10 protein-coding genes are annotated in these 17,932 nt (G+C 63.6%); all 10 read left to right on the top strand.

What is annotated here, in order from left to right; all coding sequences use genetic code 11:
- Positions 1–286: 286 nt before the first annotated feature.
- Complete coding sequence (locus tag AC788_RS08290; protein ID WP_049860175.1) at positions 287–1,564, top strand: serine/threonine transporter; 1,278 nt, start codon at positions 287–289, stop codon at positions 1,562–1,564.
- An 88-nt stretch (positions 1,565–1,652) separates the two neighbouring features.
- Entirely contained in the window at positions 1,653–2,147 is a 495-nt protein-coding gene (locus AC788_RS08295) for a hypothetical protein (RefSeq protein ID WP_049860176.1), read from the top strand.
- A 249-nt stretch (positions 2,148–2,396) separates the two neighbouring features.
- Positions 2,397–2,660, top strand: a complete 264-nt coding sequence (locus AC788_RS08300; RefSeq protein ID WP_049860177.1) for a DUF1652 domain-containing protein — start codon at positions 2,397–2,399, stop codon at positions 2,658–2,660.
- A 126-nt stretch (positions 2,661–2,786) separates the two neighbouring features.
- Entirely contained in the window at positions 2,787–3,287 is a 501-nt protein-coding gene (gene tpx / locus AC788_RS08305; RefSeq protein ID WP_049860178.1) for a thiol peroxidase, read from the top strand.
- Positions 3,288–3,795: 508 nt separating this feature from the next.
- The gene (locus AC788_RS08310; protein WP_049860179.1) at positions 3,796–5,091 is read left to right on the top strand and encodes an MdtA/MuxA family multidrug efflux RND transporter periplasmic adaptor subunit; all 1,296 of its coding nucleotides are present in this window, start codon (positions 3,796–3,798) and stop codon (positions 5,089–5,091) included.
- On the top strand, positions 5,088–8,243 hold the full coding sequence (locus AC788_RS08315) for an MdtB/MuxB family multidrug efflux RND transporter permease subunit (RefSeq protein WP_049860180.1): 3,156 nt from the start codon (positions 5,088–5,090) through the stop codon (positions 8,241–8,243). Before AC788_RS08310 ends, AC788_RS08315 begins: the two co-directional genes overlap by 4 nt.
- Entirely contained in the window at positions 8,240–11,347 is a 3,108-nt protein-coding gene (locus AC788_RS08320; RefSeq protein WP_049860181.1) for an efflux RND transporter permease subunit, read from the top strand. Before AC788_RS08315 ends, AC788_RS08320 begins: the two co-directional genes overlap by 4 nt.
- Entirely contained in the window at positions 11,344–12,783 is a 1,440-nt protein-coding gene (locus AC788_RS08325; RefSeq protein ID WP_049860182.1) for an efflux transporter outer membrane subunit, read from the top strand. The genes AC788_RS08320 and AC788_RS08325 overlap by 4 nt, the downstream gene beginning before the upstream one ends.
- 67 nt (positions 12,784–12,850) lie before the next feature.
- On the top strand, positions 12,851–14,941 hold the full coding sequence (locus tag AC788_RS08330; RefSeq protein ID WP_049860226.1) for a putative bifunctional diguanylate cyclase/phosphodiesterase: 2,091 nt from the start codon (positions 12,851–12,853) through the stop codon (positions 14,939–14,941).
- A gap of 128 nt (positions 14,942–15,069) precedes the next feature.
- Positions 15,070–17,904: a bifunctional diguanylate cyclase/phosphodiesterase gene (locus AC788_RS08335; protein WP_082223622.1), complete on the top strand. Its 2,835-nt coding sequence runs from the start codon at positions 15,070–15,072 to the stop codon at positions 17,902–17,904.
- The last annotated feature ends 28 nt before the right edge of the window (positions 17,905–17,932 follow it).

Raw genomic sequence — 17,932 nt, forward strand, 5'->3', positions numbered from 1 at the left:
GGATTGCTCCAGGATTTTATTATTGTAACGGCGTTCCACTTGTAATGTTGTTCTTGAAAGGTTGTTTCGTCAAGCGGTCTGCACGCCATTGCGCGCGCTTGGGTTGCAATCCGTCGCCTGGGCGAGGGGTCGCAATGGCTTTGGCGCACCGTTGCTCGAGTAACCCTTTGCTTTCCTTGCACAATCTTGGACAATCACGCCCCTTTTCAAGGTCGGAGCGCTGCCAGCTGCACGTTTTTCCGCTTCCGGCCATCGATTGAACACCGGCAAGCGGAGATTCGAACGGATGAACGAGCAAGCCAACAGCCTTGACCCCCGATACGCGCAGGCGCCCGCCGCGCTGACGCCCTGGAACCGCCACGACACCACATGGATGCTGGGCCTGTTCGGCACCGCGATCGGCGCCGGCACGCTGTTTCTGCCGATCAACGCCGGCCTCGGCGGCTTCTGGCCACTGATGATTCTCGCAGTGCTCGCCTTTCCGATGACCTACTATGCGCACCAGGGCCTGACTCGCTTCGTGCTGTCCGGACGTGCGGGGACCGACATCACCGATGTCGTGGAAGAGCATTTCGGCATCAAGGCCGGGGCGTTGATCACGCTGCTCTATTTCTTCGCCATCTTTCCGATCCTGCTGATCTACAGCGTCGGCCTGACCAATACCGTCGGCAGCTTCATGGAGCACCAGCTGGGCATGCAGACCCCGCCGCGGGCGGTGTTGGCGCTGGTATTGATCCTGGGCCTGTTGATCGTGGTGCGTTGTGGCGAGCAATTCATCGTCAAGGCGATGAGCCTGATGGTCTATCCGTTCATCGTTGCACTGTTGCTGCTGGCCTTGTACCTGATCCCCCATTGGAACGGCGGCATCCTTGCCACCGCAGGCAAGATGCCCGCGCCGGGGGCGTTCATTCATACCCTGTGGCTGGCGATTCCAGTCATGGTGTTCTCGTTCAACCACTCGCCGATCATCTCGGCCTTCGCGGTGGACCAGAAACGCCGCTACGGGGAGTACGCCGACCAACGCAGCAGCCAGATCCTGGCCCGCGCCCATGGCTTGATGGTGGTGCTGGTGCTGTTCTTTGTGTTCAGCTGCGTGCTGACCCTGTCGCCTGCGCAGTTGGCCGAGGCCAAGGCGCAGAACCTGTCGATCCTGTCCTACCTGGCCAATCACTTCAGGAACCCGGTGATCGCCTTCGCCGCGCCATTGATCGCGATCGTGGCGATCGCCAAGTCGTTCCTGGGCCACTACATCGGCGCCAGCGAGGGCATCAAGGGCCTGGTGCTGAAATCCGGTCGTCGACCCAATGCCAAGGCCCTGGATCGTTTCACCGCGCTGTTCATGTTGCTGGTGTGCTGGCTGGTCGCCACGCTCAACCCGAACATCGTGCGCATGATCGAGAGCTTCGGCGGCCCGGTCATTGCCGCCTTGCTGTTTCTCATGCCGATGTACGCGATCCGTCGCGTGCCGGCCATGCGCAAGTACGCTGGGCACATGTCCAACGTGTTCGTGACGTTGGTCGGCCTGGTGGCCATTTCGGCCCTGGTCTATTCGCTGAGCGTCTGACCAAGCCTGTTACACTGACCACCGATGCCCGACCTGCGGCGGCCGATTTGCGGCCAGCCCAGGGCGGGCGCGCACCGAGGTGGTAGCGATGGACGAAGTACAGCAACTGGCTGACATGCTCCAGCAACATGCCGCAACCCAGCAACGCCAGCAACAGGCGTTCAAGGATCAATGCCAGCACTGGCGGGACAGTATCCAGGCCCTGTTCGCTCAGATCGAAACCTGGCTGGCGCCACTCACCGAGCGGCAGCTGCTAGTGATCGAGCGCACGCCCTGGGTGGCCACCAGCAGCACCTACCCCAGCGATCATTCGCCCTTCATCAGCGAGTCCCTGGCGATCATTCTGGCGCAGCGTCGGGTCGAGCTGGTGCCGCAGGTCATGGGGCAGGGCGGGGCGATGGTCATTGCCGTGGCAGGCCTGACCTCGGATCGGCACGGCAGCATCTCCATCGTCAAGGACTCGGCCGATGGCGCCTGGTTCTGGCGCAAGGATCGCGGTACCAAGGAAGCGGAATCCAGTCAGCTGGATGCGCATTTCTTCGCTCAGCAGTTGCAGGGGCTGATTCCCAAGTCTCGCGACTGATCAGGGCTGCGCTGTCGTCGAAGGGTGTACAGGTCTTGAAGTGCTGAAACGCTTCTTCGAATGATCTGTACAACTATTTTATATCCTTATGTTTCAGCAGCTTATCGGAATCATGGGGTAGGCCGAAAACTCCCGTTGCGCCTGCGTGAAAGCAGGTATATACCTTGATAAACACGAAACGTTCTGCAGTCCCGGGACCGAATGCGTCACGGGTGGGACGCCAATCACCGGCTCCAAAGGAGATTGACCATGCTGCCCCCCGGACTCAGCGCGCTGGAACTGCGCAGGCTCGTCGAACTGGCGTTCCTGCCGCAGAAATGCGTGTGTACAGTTACTGGCGATCAGTCAGTGTGCGTGAAGTTGATGAATCCCCAGACCGATGAAGTCGAGATGGTTAGGGCGGACATTCCTCTTGACCGCGTCACCAATGCCCGCGAGCGCGCAAGGCTGGTTTTCGAACTGCGAGCGCGGCCCCGGCCAACAACGGCAGAGTCCCACGCCAGAGCCGGTTGATGCATTTCTACGGCCAGCCAGAGTGCATCTCAGTACGGAACGTTTATTTTCACTTTTCGCGTAGGCCAGGCACTCGTTTTCATGCTTAACTTTGCCCTTTCTCATTCTCGAAAAAGGATAAGGTTCATGGCTCAAGTGACGCACAAAGGCAACGCGATCAAAGTCGACGGTGACCTTCCACAGGTCGGCGCCCAAGGTCCGGCGTTCACTCTGGTGGGTGGCGGTCTGGCCGACGTTTCGCTGCAAAGCCTGGCCGGCAAGCGCAAGGTACTGAACATTTTCCCAAGCATCGATACGCCGACCTGCGCCACTTCCGTGCGCAAGTTCAACGCCCAGGCCAACGACGTGGCCAATACTGCAATCCTGTGCATCTCGGCTGACCTGCCGTTCGCCCAGGCCCGTTTCTGCGGTGCCGAAGGCCTTGAGAACGTGCAGAACCTGTCGACCTTCCGCGCCCATGACTTCCACCGCGCCTACGGCGTCGACATCGCCGAAGGCGCGCTCAAGGGCCTCACCGCCCGCGCCGTCGTTGTCCTCGACGAGAACGACAAGGTGCTGCACAGCGAACTGGTTCCGGAAATCGGCCAGGAACCTGACTACGCGGCGGCCCTCGCTGTCTTGAAGTAACGTATTCCCTGTAGCAGCGGCGCAAGCCGCGTCCGATGGCACCGCGTAAGGTCAGATGCTCCGCGTAGCTCGTGTCGCGGCTCGCGCCGCTGCTACAGGGGTGCGATGTTGCTGTAGCAGCGGCGCAAGCCGCGTCCGATGGCACCGCGTAAGGTCAGATGCTCCGCGTAGCCCGTGTCGCGGCTCGCGCCGCTGCTACAGGGGTGCGATGTTGCTGTAGCAGCGGCGCAAGCCGCGTCCTGTGGCGCCGCGTGGGCCGTGACGCGGCTCGCGCCGCTGCTACAGGGTGCGATGTCGTTGTAGCAGCGGCGCAAGCCGCGTCCGGTGGCACCGCGTGGGGTCAGATGCTCCGCGTAGCCTGTGACGCGGCTCGCGCCGCTGCTACAGGTTGATCGCCTGTAACCCTCGCTGCATTTCCGGCCAAGGTAAATTGCCCGTAAAGGCGCTTTGCTTATGCCCGCCGACTCCTTATCGTTCAGCCTCCTCAAAGTAGAAGTCCTCCCGCACAATGGTCGATCATTCAATGCAGTCCCCAGGTCCCCGTAAATCGCGTCGCTGGCTGTTCGGCCTGTTGATGTTGCTGGTTGTCGCCGCGTTGTGCGGGTGGTTCGGGCCGGCCAAGAAAAGCCCGGAGAAGGGCGCCGCCGCGCCCGCCAGTGCGGGGCGCAACGCAGGTTCCGCGCGCCCCGGTTTCGGCGGTTCGGCCGAGCCCACCCCGGTGCGGGTAGCCGATGTGGTCACCGGTGACTTCCCGGTGTACTACAAGGCGCTGGGCACGGTGACCGCGATCAATACTGTCAATGTGCGCAGCCGTGTGGCCGGGGAGCTGGTCAAGGTCAACTTCCAGGAGGGGCAGCGGGTCAAGGCCGGCGACCTGCTGGCGGAAATCGACCCGCGCAGCTATGAAATCGCCTTGCAGCAAGCCCAGGGAACGCTGGCGCAGAACCAGGCACAACTCAAAAACGCGCAGATCGACCTGCAGCGTTACAAAGGCTTGTTCGCCGAAGACAGTATCGCTCGCCAGACCCTGGATACCCAGCAGGCGCTGGTGGGGCAGTACCAGGGCACCATCCAGACCAACCAGGCGGCGGTCAACGACGCCAAACTCAACCTGGACTTCACCCGCATTCGCGCACCCATCGCCGGTCGGCTGGGACTGCGCCAACTCGACATCGGCAACCTGGTAGCTGCCAACGACACCAGCGCGCTGGTGGTGATCACCCAGGTACAACCGATCACCGTGGCTTTCACCCTGCCTGAAAGCGAACTCACACCAGTGCTGGCGCGTTACCGCAGCGGCGCCAAGCTGACCGTGGAAGCCTGGGACCGGGGCGATACGCGCAAGCAGGCCACCGGCGTGCTGGGCAGCCTGGACAACCAGATCGACACCACCACCGGTACCCTGAAGTTCAAGGCTCGCTTCGATAACCAGGACGAGGCCCTGTTCCCCAACCAGTTCGTCAACGTGCGTCTGCTCTCGGATACCCTCAAAGGGGTGGTGCTGGTGCCCTCGGCGGCCGTGCAGTACGGCGTCGACGGCACCTTCGTCTACGCCATGGATGGCAACGACAAGGTCAAGATCCGTCAGCTCAAGGTAGGCCCCACCGACGGCACCAATACTGTGGTCGAACAAGGTCTGGCCCAAGATGATCGGGTCGTGCTCGAAGGCACCGATCGGTTGCGCGATGGCAGCCGGGTCGAAGTGGTCGATGACAGCGCCAAGGTTCCTACCACGCCGGGGCAGCATCTGCAGGGGCAGGATGGCGCCGGTGTGCCGGGCGAGAAGGGCAAGACCGGGGCATGAATATCTCGCGGCTGTTCATCCTGCGCCCTGTCGCAACGACCTTGACCATGCTCGCCATCGTATTGGCGGGCGTGCTCGCCTATCGATTGCTGCCGGTGTCGGCGCTGCCGCAGGTCGACTACCCGCCGATTCGCGTCATGACGCTGTACCCCGGCGCCAGCCCGCAGGTGATGACCAGCGCGGTCACCGCGCCGCTTGAACGCCAGTTCGGGCAGATGCCCGGCCTGACCCAGATGGCCTCGACCAGCTCGGGCGGCGCGTCGGTGCTGACCTTGCGCTTCAGCCTCGAGATCAACATGGACGTCGCCGAGCAGCAGGTGCAGGCGGCGATCAACGCCGCCAGCAACCTCCTGCCCTCGGACTTGCCGGCCCCGCCGGTGTACAACAAGGTCAACCCGGCCGACACCCCGGTGCTGACCATCGCCATCAGTTCCAAGACCATGCCGCTGCCCAAGCTCAACGACCTGGTCGACACCCGCATGGCGCAGAAGATCGCGCAGATCAGCGGCGTGGGCATGGTCAGCATCGCCGGTGGTCAGCGTCAGGCGGTCCGGATCAAGGTCAACCCCGAAGCGCTGGCGGCCAATGGCTTGAACCTGTCCGACGTGCGCACCCTGATCGGCGCGTCCAACGTCAACCAGCCCAAGGGCAATTTCGATGGCCCCACACGGGTGTCGATGCTCGACGCCAACGACCAACTGCGTTCGCCCGAGGAATACGCCAACCTGATCCTGGCGTACAACAACGGCGGCCCGCTGCGGCTGCGTGACGTTGCGCAGATCGTCGACGGCGCCGAGAACGAACGGCTGGCTGCCTGGGCCAACCAGAATCAGGCGGTGTTGCTCAACATCCAGCGTCAACCGGGCGCCAACGTCATCGACGTGGTCGATCGGATCAAGGCGCTGCTGCCCACGATCACCGACACCATGCCGGCCGGGCTGGACGTCACGGTGCTCACCGACCGCACCCAGACCATCCGCGCGTCGGTAACCGACGTTCAGCACGAGCTGCTGATCGCCATTGCCCTCGTGGTCATGGTCACGTTCCTGTTCCTGCGCCGCTTCAGCGCGACCCTGATTCCTTCCATTGCTGTGCCGTTGTCGCTGGTAGGCACCTTCGGCGTGATGTACCTGGCCGGGTTTTCGATCAACAACCTCACCCTCATGGCCCTGACCGTGGCCACGGGCTTCGTGGTCGACGATGCCATCGTGATGCTGGAAAACATCTCGCGCCACATCGAGGAAGGCGAGACACCGATGCAGGCTGCGCTCAAGGGTGCGCGGCAGATCAGCTTCACCCTGCTGTCGCTGACATTTTCGCTGATTGCGGTGCTGATCCCGCTGCTGTTCATGGCTGACGTGGTTGGCCGCCTGTTCCGTGAATTCGCCATCACCCTGGCCGTGGCCATCCTCATTTCCCTTGTAGTCTCGCTGACGCTGACCCCGATGATGTGCGCACGCCTGCTCAAGCGCGAGCCCAAGGAAGAAGAGCAGAGCCGCTTCTACAAGGCCAGTGGCGCCTGGATCGACTGGCTGATCGCTCGTTACGGTGGCGGCCTGCGTTGGGTGCTGCGGCACCAGCCGCTGACGCTGCTGGTTGCCGTCGCCACCCTGGGCCTGACTGTGCTCCTGTACCTGGTGGTGCCCAAGGGCTTCTTCCCCGTGCAGGACACCGGCGTCATCCAGGGCATCTCGGAGGCGCCGCAGTCGATTTCCTTCAAGGCCATGGGCGAGCGACAGCAGGACCTGGCCAGGATCATCCTGCAGGACCCGGCCGTCTCCAGCCTGTCTTCGTACATCGGCGTGGACGGTGACAATGCCACGCTCAACAGTGGACGCTTGCTGATCAACCTCAAGCCCCACAGCGAACGCGACCTCACGGCCAGCCAGGTGATCGCGCGCCTGCAGCCGGAGGTCGACAAGCTGCTCGGCGTGCGCCTGTTCATGCAGCCGGTGCAGGACCTGACCATCGAGGATCGGGTCAGCCGCACTCAGTACCAGTTCAGCCTGTCCTCCCCGGACGCCGACCTGCTCGCCACCTGGAGCGCCCGTCTGGTGGACGCGCTGAAGCAGCGCCCCGAACTCACCGATGTGGCCAGCGACCTGCAGGACAATGGCCTGCAGGTGTACCTGGTGATCGACCGCGATGCGGCCAAGCGGGTCGGGGTGGATGTCGCCGATATCACCGACGCGCTGTACGATGCCTTCGGTCAGCGACAGATTTCGACCATCTACACCCAGTCCAGCCAGTACCGAGTGGTGCTGCAGGCTACCGACGCCAGCACCCTCGGGCCGCAGGCGCTGGAGCGGATCTACGTCAAGGCCAGCGTCAACGGCACGGGCACGACCAACCAGACGGCCGACAGCGACACCACTGCCACCAGTGGCACCCAGGTGCGCCTGTCGAGCCTGGCCCACATCGAACAGCGCCAGGCCCAGCTGGCCATCGCCCACATCGGTCAATTCCCGGCAGTGATGATGTCGTTCAACCTCGCCGATGGCGTAGCGCTGGGCAAGGCGGTCGACGTCATCGAGCAGGTGCAGCGCGACATCGGCATGCCGCTGGGCGTGCAGACTCAGTTCCAGGGCGCGGCCGAAGCCTTCCAGGCGTCGCTGCAGAGCACCCTGCTGCTGGTGTTGGCGGCCATCGTCACCATGTACATCGTGCTGGGCGTGCTCTACGAGAGCTACATCCATCCGATCACCATTCTCTCGACCTTGCCCTCGGCGGCGGTGGGCGCCTTGCTGGCGCTGCTGATCAGCGGTAACGACCTGGGCATGATCGCCATCATCGGCATCATCCTGTTGATCGGTATCGTCAAGAAGAACGCGATCATGATGATCGACTTCGCCCTGGAGGCCGAACGCAATCAGGGGCTGGATCCCGAGACCGCGATCTACCAGGCGGCGCTCCTGCGTTTCCGGCCGATCCTCATGACCACCATGGCCGCGCTGTTCGGCGCGATCCCGCTGATGCTCGCCAGCGGTTCGGGCGCCGAGTTGCGCCAGCCGCTGGGCCTGGTGATGGTCGGCGGGCTGTTGGTGAGCCAGGTGTTGACGCTGTTCACCACGCCGGTGATCTACCTGTACTTCGACCGCCTGGGTCGACGCTGGGGGCGACGACCAGCCGCCGTGGAACAGGCTGAATCATGAACCTCTCCGGACCTTTCATCCGTCGCCCGGTGGCGACCTTCCTGATGAGCGTGGCGATCATGCTGCTGGGCGGGGTCAGTTTCAGCCTGTTGCCGGTCTCGCCGCTGCCCAGCATGGATTTCCCGGTGATCGTGGTGTCGGCCAACCTGTCCGGCGCCAGCCCCGAGGTCATGGCCTCGACCGTGGCCACGCCGCTGGAGCGATCGTTCGGCGCCATTCCGGGCGTGACCACCATGAGCAGCCGTTCCAGCCAGGGCTCGACCCGGGTCATTCTGCAGTTCGACCTGGACCGCGACATCAATGGCGCGGCGCGGGAAGTGCAGGCGGCGATCAACGCGTCGCGCAATCTGCTGCCCAGTGGCATGCGCAGCATGCCGACCTACAAGAAGATCAACCCTTCCCAGGCACCGGTCATGGTCCTGTCGCTGACCTCCGACGTGCTGGCTAAGGGTCAGCTGTACGACCTGGCGTCGACCATCCTGTCCCAGAGCCTGTCCCAGGTGCCTGGAGTGGGGGAGGTGCAGATCGGCGGCAGCTCGCTGCCGGCGGTGCGCATCGAGCTCGAGCCGCAGTTGCTCAACCAGTACAACGTCTCGCTCGATGACGTGCGCACTACCATCGACGGGACCAACGTGCGGCGCCCCATCGGCTTCGTCGAGGACGGCGAGCGCCAGTGGCAGGTGCAGGCCAACGACCAGTTGGACAAGGCCGACGACTACAAGCCGCTGATCATCCGCTATCAGGACGGGTCGGTGCTGCGCCTGAGCGACGTGGCCAAGGTCACCGACGGTGTCGAGGACCGCTACAACAGCGGGTTCTACAATGACAATTCGGCTGTGCTGCTGGTGATCAACCGCCAGGCCGGGGCCAACATCATCCAGACCGTCAGCCAGATCAAGGAACAGCTGCCGGCCCTGGAGGCGTTGTTGCCGGCCAGTGTCGAGCTGAACATCGCCATGGATCGCTCGCCGGTGATCACCGCCACCCTGCACGAGGCCGAGATGACATTGCTCATCGCCGTGGTCCTGGTGGTGCTGGTGGTGTTCCTGTTTCTCGGCAATTTTCGCGCCTCGCTGATTCCCACCTTGGCCGTGCCGGTGTCGCTGGTGGGGACGTTCGCGATCATGTACCTGTGGGGGTTCTCCCTCAACAACCTGTCGTTGATGGCGCTGATCCTGGCAACCGGGCTGGTGGTGGACGACGCCATCGTGGTGCTGGAGAACATTTCCCGGCACATCGATAACGGTGTGCCGCCATTGCGCGCGGCCTACCTGGGCACCCAGGAAGTCGGTTTCACCCTGCTGTCGATGAACGTCTCGCTGGTGGCGGTGTTCCTGTCGATCCTGTTCATCGGCGGCATCATCGAGAGCCTGTTCCGCGAATTCTCGATCACCCTCGCGGTGGCCATCGTCGTTTCGCTGTTTGTCTCGCTGACCCTGACGCCGATGCTCTGCGCGCGCTGGCTGACGCCGCATGAGCCCGAGAAGGACAACCGCCTGCAGCGTTTCAGTCACCGCGTCAACCAGCGCATGGTCGCTGCCTACGACCGCAGCCTGGGCTGGGTTCTGCGTCACCGCAGGCTGACCCTGCTCAGCCTGCTGCTGACCATCATCGGCAACGTGGCCCTGTACGTGGTGGTGCCCAAGACCTTCATGCCGCAGCAGGACACCGGTCAGTTGATCGGCTTCGTGCGCGGCGACGACGGTCTGTCGTTCTCGGTCATGCAGCCGAAGATGGAAACCTATCGTCGCGCGTTGCTCGCCGACCCGGCGGTCGACAGCGTGGCAGGGTTCATCGGTGGCAACAACGGCAGCAACAACGCGACCATTCTGGTTCGCCTCAAGCCCATCGAGGAGCGCAAGATCAACGCGCAGCAGGTGATCGAGCGGTTGCGCAAGGAGATGCCCAAGGTGCCCGGCGGCCGCCTGATGCTGATGGCCGACCAGGACCTGCAGTTCGGCGGTGCCCGGGAGCAGAGCACCTCGCAGTATTCGTACATCATCCAGAGCGGCGATCTGTCCGCGCTGCGCACCTGGTATCCGAAAATCGTCGCGGCCTTCCGCGCGCTGCCGGAGTTGACCGCCATCGATGCCCGCGAAGGCCGCGGTGCCGCCCAGGTGACGCTGATCGTCGACCGCGACAAGGCCAAGCGCCTGGGCATCGACATGAGCACCGTGACCTCGGTGCTCAACAACGCCTACAGCCAACGGCAGATTTCCACCATCTACGACAGCCTCAACCAGTACAAGGTGGTGATGGAGATCAACCCCAGGTATGCGCAGGATCCGATCACCCTGGAGCAGGTCCAGGTGATCACCACCGACAACAAGCGCGTACCGCTGTCGAGCATCGCCCACTACGAGAACAGCCTGGCCGACGACAGCGTCAGCCACGAGGGACAGTTCGCTTCGGAGAGCATTTCCTTCGACCTGGTCAGCGGGGTGACCCTGGACGTTGCCACGCCACTGATCGAGCGCGCCCTGGTGCGGGTCGGTCTGCCCGAGGACATCATCGTCAAGGTCGCCGGCACCGGCGATGCCTTCGCGGCCGCGCAGAAAAGCCAGCCTTTCATGATTCTCGGCGCGCTGGTGGCGGTGTATCTGGTGCTGGGCATTCTCTATGAAAGCTACATTCACCCGCTGACCATTCTCTCGACCCTGCCATCGGCCGGGGTAGGGGCCTTGCTGAGCATCTACCTGACCGGTGGTCAGTTCAGCCTGATCTCGCTGCTGGGCCTGTTTCTGCTGATTGGCGTGGTGAAAAAGAACGCGATCATGATGATCGACCTGGCGCTGCAGCTCGAACGCAATGAAGGGCTGGGCCCGGCCGAATCCATTCGCCAGGCCTGCCTGCTGCGCCTGCGGCCCATCCTGATGACCACCATGGCGGCCATCCTCGGCGCGCTGCCGTTGATGTTCAGCACCGCCGCAGGCGCCGAGATGCGCCGTCCGCTGGGCCTGACCATCATCGGTGGCCTGGTGTTCAGCCAGATCCTCACGCTCTATACCACTCCTGTGGTCTACCTCTATCTGGACCGCCTGCGCCACCGCTTCAACAAGCGGCGCGGCGTGCGTACCGATGCCGCTCTGGACACTCCGCTATGACCGATTCCGTTTTTCCGCGCGTCTCGCGCCTGGCCAGTGTGGCACTGTGCAGCCTGATGCTGGGCGCCTGCACCCTGGGCCCGGACTACCAACGCCCGACGATCGCCACGCCGGTGCAATTCAAGCAGGCCGATGGCTGGCGTCAGGCCAACCCCAGCGATGCCATGGCGCGCGGCGCCTGGTGGGAGCTCTATGGTGACCGCCAGCTCGATGCCCTGGTGCTCAGGCTCAACCGCTCCAACCAGACGGTCGCCCAGTACGAGGCGCAATACCGGCAGGCCCAGGCGCTAGTCCGCAGCACCCGCGGCGCGCTGTTTCCTACCGTCGATCTGAGCGCGGGCAAGACCCGCTCCAGTCAGGGGACCGGCAGCAGCGGTTCGAGCCTGAGCCAGTCGAGCAGTGGTATTCGCGATACCTACAACACGCAGTTGGGTGTGAGCTGGGAAGCCGACATCTGGGGCAAACTGCGCCGCGGGCTGGAGGCTGATCGGGCCAGTGCCCAGGCCAGCCTTGCGGATCTGGCCGCGATGCGCCTGAGCCTGCAGTCGGAGCTGGTGCAGAACTACCTGCAATTGCGCGTCATCGACGAGCAGAAACGCCTGCTCGAAGCCACGGTACAAGCCTATCAGCGCTCGCTCGACCTGACTCAGAACCAGTACCGGGCAGGGATTTCCGGCAAGGATGCGGTGTTCCTGGCACAGACCCAGCTCAAGAGCACCCAGGCCGACCTGATCGATCTGGCCTGGCAGCGAGCCCAGCTGGAAAACGCCATTGCCGTGCTCATCGGCATGGCACCGGCCGAATTCAGCCTGGCCGCAAGCACCGAGATCCCGGCGTTGCCGGCGATCCCTCTGGCCGTCCCCTCGCAGCTGCTCGAGCGACGTCCCGACATTGCCGCCGCCGAGCGCTCGGTGATGGCGGCCAATGCCGAAATCGGCGTGGCCAAGACCGCCTACTTTCCCGACCTGACCTTGAGCCTCTCCGGCGGTTACAGCAGCAGCAGCTTCAGTAACTGGATCTCGCTGCCCAACCGTTTCTGGTCGGTCGGCCCGCAACTGGCGATGACCCTGTTCGACGGCGGCCAGCGTGCGGCGGAAGTGGACCGCAGCGAAGCGGCCTACGACCAGACCGTCGCGCAGTATCGTCAGACCGTGCTCGACGGGTTCCGGGAAGTCGAAGACTACATGAGCCAGTTGAAGGTGTTCGACGAGGAGGCGTCGGTGCGCAACGAGGCGTTGCAGGCGGCCCGCGAGTCGTTGCGCCTCACGTCCAACCAATACAAGGCCGGGCTTATTGGCTATCTTGACGTGGTCAACGTTCAGGCAACGGCGTTGAGCAACGAGCGCAGCGTGTTGACCCTGATGCAGAGTCGGCTGGTCGCCAGCGTGCAGTTGATCGCGGCGCTGGGCGGCGGCTGGCAGGAACCGGCACAATAGGCCAGCCGCGTCGGCAACCGTGTTTCGTACCACCTCTGAAACCCCGCACGCCTTGGTCAAGATATCGATGCTGATTGGTACCTATTCCTCCGCCCTCGTGGCCGTATCGCTGTGTGTCGCCATCCTGGCGTCCTATACCGCACTCGATCTGGTCGGGCGCATCGCTACGGCGCAGGGCCGGGCGATCTATCTGTGGATGAGCGGCGGTGCGCTGGCCCTGGGTATCGGCGTGTGGTCGATGCACTTCATCGGCATGCTCGCCTTCGAACTGCCTATCCAACTGGGCTATGACCTGGGCCTGACCGCCGCTTCGCTGCTCATCGCCGTCCTGAGCTCAGGGTTTGCCCTGTGGCTGGTCAGCCAGCCGCTGCTGCCTTGGCCGCAATTGGCCGGGGGCGCGCTGATCATGGGCGCAGGCATCGGCAGCATGCACTACACCGGCATGGCGGCGTTGGAGATGCAGCCTGGCATCGTCTACGACCCCGTGCTGTTCGTCGCCTCTCTGGCCATCGCCGCGGGCGCTTCCGGCGCAGCGCTGTGGATCGCCTTCCGCCTGCGGCGCAACCGGCCGAACGTGCGACTGGCCCGAGCCGGCGCGTCGGTGCTGATGGGCCTGGCCATCGTCGGCATGCACTACACCGGCATGGCCGCGGCCAAATTTCCCGAGGGCAGCGTGTGTGGTGGCGCCCTCGACGGCCTTACCGGGGATGGCCTCGATTACCTGGTGCTGGTCACGACCCTGGCGGTGCTGGGCATGACCTTGCTGACGTCGGTGCTCGATGCGCGCCTGGAGTCGCGTACCGCGGCGCTAGCCAATTCATTGACCCTGGCCAACCAGGAACTGACTCAACTGGCCCTGCACGACAACCTGACCGGCTTGCCCAACCGTATTCTCCTGGCCGACCGCATCGGCCAGGCGATCAGCCAGATCGATGCGGTCGGCGGTTGTCTGGCGGTGATGTTCATCGATCTGGATGGTTTCAAGCCGGTCAACGACGCCTTTGGCCATCACATGGGCGACCAGCTGCTGCGCGCCGTCGCCTCGCGCCTGCGTACCAGCCTGCACGGCCAGGACACCCTGGCGCGCATCGGTGGCGACGAGTTCGTCCTGCTGGTAAGCCTCGAAGCAGCGGCCTACGCCAAGGGTATCGCCGCGCGCCAGGTTCACCTGATCGGCCAGACGTTCGAAGTCGCCGGACACAGCCTGCATATTTCCGCCAGCATCGGTATCGCCCTGTACCCTGGCAACGGCATCGATCAGAACGAGCTGCTGATGAATGCCGATGCGGCCATGTACCATGCCAAGAGCATTGGCAAGAACGGCTACAGCTTCTTCGAAAGCTCGATGAACACCAATGCCCGCAAGCGCTTGCAGCTTCTGCAGGAATTGCGTCTGGCGGTGGCCGAGCGCCAGTTGCGTCTGTTTTACCAGCCCAAGTTCGATGCCCGCAGCGGTAAACCGGTCGGCGCCGAGGCGCTGTTGCGCTGGGAGCACCCACGCATGGGCCTGCTGGCGCCTGCGGCGTTCATCGACCTGGCGGAGACCACCGGGTTGATCATCGACATCGGCCACTGGGTGCTTGACGAGGCCTGTCGGCAGATGCGCGAGTGGGTCGAGATGGGCTTCCATGACTGGCGCGTCGCGGTCAACCTGTCGGCCTTGCAGTTCGGCCACGCTGGACTGGTGCGCAGCGTTGCCGTCACCCTGGCGCGGCACGGGCTGGCGGCTGCCAACCTGACCCTGGAAATCACCGAGAGCACCGCCATGAGCGACGCCGATGCCAGCATGACGGTGCTGCAGCAGCTGTCGGACATGGGCGTCGATCTGTCCATCGACGATTTCGGTACAGGCTATTCCAGCCTCATGTACCTCAAGCGCCTGCCTGCCAACGAGCTGAAGATCGATCGCGGCTTCGTTCGCGACCTGGAGCAGGACGGTGACGACGCTGCGATCGTCTCGGCAATCGTGGCGCTGGGTCAGGCGTTGGGCCTGCGTATCGTCGCCGAGGGCGTGGAGACCAGTAACCAGCAATTGTTCCTGACCCAGCTGGGGTGTGATTCCCTGCAAGGCTATCTGCTCGGACACCCGCTGCCGGCGGAGCGATTCATGCATGACATCCAGGCCGCCGGGCACATCGAAAGCGTCACTCGGGCCTAGGGCCGCTCGCGGGGCTTGCCATTAGATAGCCATAGGCTCGAAGATGTAGACCGTTGGTTTTCTGGCATGGAGCGTCTATGAGTTCCGATCCCCTGACCTTTGCCGAGTTCGGCAAGGGCTCTACGTCCATGCTCGATGCCGCTTCGCTGGAAGCGATTCTGCAGCAGGCCCGTGATTGGCCACACAGCACGGCGTGGGCCTGGTACCGGGCCGGCGAACAACTGCACCTGGAAGGTCAGGGCGATCCGCAGCGCCACTGGCCACTGGTCCTGGCCAACCACGAGCTGCAGCGCTTCTGCGACAGCTGCGGGCTGCAGCTATGGCCGACCGGGCAGGGCGAGGCAGTACTCGGCTGGTTGATGGCGCCGTTGCACATTTCCCATGATGGCCCCTTGGCCGACCTGGCTGCCGCCATCGGCCGGCAGGTCCAGACCGACGCCCTGGCCCGTGCGCAGATCACCCAGCGCGTGTTGTACGAAATCACCTACCTGGCCAGCTCCACCCGCGACCGTGGGATCTTCCTGGTGGGCGTGCACAAGCTGCTGGCCACCTTGATCGATGCGGAAAACTTCTACCTGGCGCTCTACGATGAGCAAAGCGGCAAGATCACCTACCCTTATTACGTCGACGTGATCGACGTCGAGGCGCTCGAAGCAGAGAACTACGAGTACCTCATTCCCGACCACCTGTCGTTGACCGGCCAGGTGTTGACCAGCGGCCAGCCACTGTTGATCGACGCCAAGGGCATTGCCCTGGCCGGGCGTCAGGGACGGTTCCACTGTGTCGGGCATATTCCCGAGTTCTGGATGGGCTCGCCGCTCAAGAATGCCCGTGACGAAGTGTTCGGCATGATCGCCATGCAGGTCTACGACGTCGAACGTGCATACAGTGCCGAAGACCGCGCCTTGTTTCTGGTCGTGGCCCGGCATGTGGCCATGGCGCTTGACCGTATCCTGCATCGTGCCGACCTGGAAGAAACGGTGTCGCGCCGTACCCAGGAGCTGTCCCAGCTCAACGCGGCGCTGCGCCTGGAAGTCTCCGAGCGCAAACGTGCGGAGCATTTGCAGGTGGCGCTGTTCCAGATCGCCGAGTTGTCGAGCAAGCCCGGCGAACTCGATAGCCTCTATCACAGCCTCCATGTAATCGTCGGCGACCTGCTGTATGCGCGCAATTTCTACATCGCCATCTTCGACGGCGAGAGTGGTGAAGTGAGCTTTCCCTATTACGTCGACGAACAACTCACCGGGCGACCGCAGCCGCGCCGTGGCAGGCGCGGATTGACCGAGTATGTGATTCGTCAACGCTGCGCCTGCCTGATCGACTTCGATGCCGCCACACGCTTGATGATCCAGGGCGAAGTCGACGACACCCGCGAGCCGATCCGCTCGCAATCCTGGCTGGGCGTTCCGCTGTTCGACGACGACCGTGTGCGCGGCGTGCTGGTGGTGCAGAGTTACGCCAGCGACGTGCACTACACCCTGCGCGACCAGGACCTGCTGACGTTCGTCTCGCGCCACATCGATACCGCGTTGTCCCGGCGCAGCGCGGCCGAAGCCATCTATGAGGCCAACCTGCGCCTGGAAGCCCGCGTCCAGAGTCGAACCCGCGAGCTCGACCACGCCAACGCCAAGTTGCAGTACGAAAACGCCCACGACGCCCTGACTGCGCTGCCCAACCGCATCCATCTGCAACAACGTCTGGCACAGGCTTGGCACGAGTACTGCGCCAATGACCGAGAGCTGGTGGTGATGTTCATCGATCTTGACCGTTTCAAAATGGTCAATGACAGCTTTGGCCATCATTTCGGCGACCAGTTGCTCCTGGAGGCAGGGGCCCGCCTGCGCAGTTGCCTGCGCGAGGATGACCTGCTGGCCCGCCTGGGCGGCGATGAGTTCGCCGTGCTGGCACCGGACTCGAGCCTGGAGGAGGCCGTGGAGATCGCCGAACGCATTCTGGTGGCCTTCGACCGCCCGTTCTTCATCAATGGCCATGAAGTGTTTTCCTCGTGCAGCATCGGCATCGTCGGCGCCGACCGTCAATTCCACAGCGAACCCGCCGACCTGCTGCGCGATGCCGACAAGGCCATGTACCGGGTCAAGAGTGCCGGTCGTGACAGCTACGCGGTGTTCAACCAGGCACTGCGCCGTGAAGTGTCCGACCAGGTCGAACAGGAAGGCGCGCTGCGTAATGCGCTCAAGCGCAGTGACGAGTTGCTGCCGTATTTCCAGCCGATCGTCGATGTCCAGACCGGTGAGGTGCAGGCGCTGGAAGCATTGATTCGCTGGCATCAGCCGGATGGACGCATCATCGTGCCAGGACACTTTCTGCCGGCGCTCGAAGGTCTGCGGCTGATCGGTCGTCTCGACCTCTACATGCTTACCCGCGTGGCGCAGATTCTTGCCGAACCCGCCCACGCACACTGGCCTCCGGTGCATGTGAACTGTTCCAGCTACAGCATCACCCGCAGCGGTTTTGCCGATGAAGTGCTCGCCGTACTGGCGCGCCACCAGGTGGACGCCTCACGGATCTGTCTGGAGTTGACCGAGGGTGCGCTGGTGGCCGAGCCGGCCATGGCCCAGCGCACCATGCAGCAGTTGGCCGAGCACGGCATGAGCGTGGTGCTGGACGACTTCGGCGCCGGTTTCTCTTCGCTCAGTTACGTCCACCAATACCAGTTCAATGGCCTGAAGATCGACAAGTCGTTCATTCTCGAGTTGACCGGCAGTTCGCGCAGCCGGGCCATCGTCCGCGCCATCGTGCGCATGGCCGAGTCGCTGGGCTTGACCGTGGTGGCCGAAGGGGTAGAGGACCTGGCCACTCTGCAGCTGCTGCGCGAGATGGGTGCATCTCAGGCGCAAGGTTATTACTTCGCCAAACCCGCTGCCATACAGGACCTTGATCTGACAGGGTGGAAGGCTGTCGTGACGGCAGTGCCACGGCCTGGCGCATTACATGACCTATGATCGGCGAAATCGTATTTGAGAAACCAAC

The sequence above is a fragment of the Pseudomonas sp. RIT-PI-a genome (assembly GCF_001187875.1).
Lineage (GTDB): Bacteria > Pseudomonadota > Gammaproteobacteria > Pseudomonadales > Pseudomonadaceae > Aquipseudomonas > Aquipseudomonas coleopterorum.